The sequence below is a fragment of the Streptomyces pathocidini genome, assembly GCF_001418495.1.
GTDB lineage: Bacteria > Actinomycetota > Actinomycetes > Streptomycetales > Streptomycetaceae > Streptomyces > Streptomyces pathocidini.
Genome location: NZ_LIQY01000627.1, coordinates 1 through 2230 on the forward strand (window position 1 = coordinate 1; position 2230 = coordinate 2230).

General features: G+C 71.0%; 2 protein-coding genes. One reads left to right on the plus strand and one right to left on the minus strand.

Going from position 1 to position 2230, the window contains the following annotated elements; genetic code table 11:
- Positions 1–453: 453 nt before the first annotated feature.
- Entirely contained in the window at positions 454–1266 is an 813-nt protein-coding gene (locus AOK16_RS23710) for a FadR/GntR family transcriptional regulator (RefSeq protein WP_079101704.1), read from the minus strand.
- A 183-nt stretch (positions 1267–1449) separates the two neighbouring features.
- On the opposite strand from AOK16_RS23710, the gene AOK16_RS23715 reads away from it, so the two are divergent.
- Positions 1450–2230 (plus strand): enolase C-terminal domain-like protein (locus AOK16_RS23715; protein ID WP_055474166.1); only part of this gene is annotated, 781 nt, incomplete at its 3' end.

The window sequence follows — 2230 nt, forward strand, 5'->3', positions numbered from 1 at the left end:
GAGTCAACCCCCTGGGCGGGGGTGTGGGCTTCGGGGGTGCTTCCCGCCCAGGGGGTTGACTCCCGCACAAATCGGAGCAAACTGTCTAATACACCAGAAAACCAGAGCGAGCCGCATCGTCGGTGAAGACGTTCATCGGCAAGCGCCGACCCACTCGTGGCTCTGGCCAGGCCCCCGGCAGATCCTCCAGATCCCGGAATTCCAGTGACGGCTGGGATCCGAGGAGATGAGAAGGAACTACCGGGGACTGCTTTGCCCGGGGGCGAGTACGGAGGGTCGTTGGCCGCGGACCCTCCGTTTTCACTTGCCGGGCCCGCCTGGGCTGCTTGCCCGATCCCTGCCTGCCTGGTCTGCCTGCCTGAGATCTGCCCGCCTGGTCTGCGGCCCGTTCTGTCTGACGGTTCTGTCTGACCGGCCTGCCTGCCGAGTCTGGCCTCCGGGCCTGCCTGCCTGTCAGCCGAAGAGGCGCTGCCGGACCGCCTTGCGGTAGTCCTCCAGGCTGTTGTCGATGTGCTCGGCGGCGGCCCGCGCGGCCGCTTCCGGGCGGCCCGCGCGGATCGCCTCGTAGATGGCGGCGTGTTCCACCGCCGCGGCGGCGACGCGGTCGATGGTGCGGCCGCCGAGGCCGATGACCGTCGACTGGGCCAGCAACTGCCGCGCCTTCTGGACCGCTTGGGTCAGGAAGGGGTTGTGGGCGGCCGTGGCGACGGCCAGGTGGAAATCCTCGTCGGCCGGGCCGAACAGCGCGCTGTCGGCCCGCGCCGCCCCCTCCCGGTAGCGGTCGACCGCCTCGCCGATGGCGCGGAGTTCGGCGGGAGTGGCCCGCTCGGCCGCGAGCCGGCTGATCTCGGTCTCCTGGATCCCGCGGTACTCGAAGACCAGCATGATGTGGTTCAGATCCGTCGGCATGAAGAAGACGGGGTCCGTCTTCCGGGGTGCCAGCAGCCCCGGTTCGTCCGCGACGAACAGGCCCCGGCCGCGGTGCGCGCGGACCCGCCCCAGCGCCGAGAGGATCTTGATCGCCTCGCGGGTGACCGAGCGGCTGACGTCCAGCTCCTGCGCCAACCGCACCTCGGTGGGCAGCCGGTCGCCGGGGCGCAGGCCGCGGGCGGCGATGAACTCCAGGATGCGCTCGGCCGTCACCTCGTAGCCGGGGCGGTAGCCGTCGCCCGACTCGGCGCGCTCGCCCGACTCGGTCTGCTCCCCGTGCTCGGCCGGTCCGGTCTGCTCCCGGTGCTCGGCCTGCGGAACGGCGGTTTCCGGCATCTCCCTGCCCCCCAACGTGACTTCACACGGAGAGTACGACTCATGGCGGGGCGGCGCCAGGCCTTCGATAGGGAGTTGCCGGGAATGAATCCGATCCAACCCCTTGTGCCGCGCCTCAACTCGCGTATTAATACGACTCATTCCGGCTGCGGACACGGCGCGGACAGACGCGAAGGAGCGGGCGTGCGCATCACCCATGTCGAGTGCCATCTCATCAAGGTCCCCGGAGCCGAGCCGCCGTTCGTCTGGCGCGACGGGCTCCCCGGGTCCTCGCCGGACACCGAGGGCGCGGTGCTGCGCGTCTGCACCGACGAGGGGCCCGAGGGCGTCGCCTTCGCACCCCGCCACGGCCGGATCGCGCAGGAGGTCGTCGACCGCGTGCTGCGCCCCGAGTTGACCGGCGCCGACCCGCTCCGGCGCGAGTGGCTCTGGCACCGGGTCTGGGAGCTGGACCGGGTCGAGGAGCTGCCGCTCTACCTCCTCGGCCTGGCGGACGTCGCCCTGTGGGACCTGGCCGCCAAGGCCGCCGGCCTCCCCCTTTGGCAGCTGCTCGGCGGCTACTGCACCAGCATCCCGGCCCAGGCCTCGACCGTCACCTTCCCGACGGTCGAGGAGTACCTCGACGTCGCCGACCAGGTACGGGAGTTGGGCTACACCTCCATCAAGCTGCACGCCTGGGGCGACTGGCGGCGCGACGCCGAGCTCTGCCTGAAGCTGCGCGAGCACGTCGGCGACGGGTTCCCGCTCGCGTACGACGGCTCGGCCGGATTCGACCTGCCGGACGCGATCCGGCTCGGCAAGGCCCTCTCCGAGGCCGACTACCTCTGGTACGAGGAGCCGATGCGCGAATTCAGCGTGACCGCCTACCAGTTGCTCGCCCAGAAGGTCGACGTCCCGCTGCTGGTCGCCGAGACCTCCGACGGCGCGCACATGAACTCCGCCGACTTCATCGCCGCCGGCGCGG

Coding starts and splice junctions, on each gene's coding strand:
- AOK16_RS23710 (WP_079101704.1), bottom strand. CDS start 1,266: ATGCCGGAAACCGCCGTTCCGCAGGCCGAGCACCGGGAGCAGACCGGA.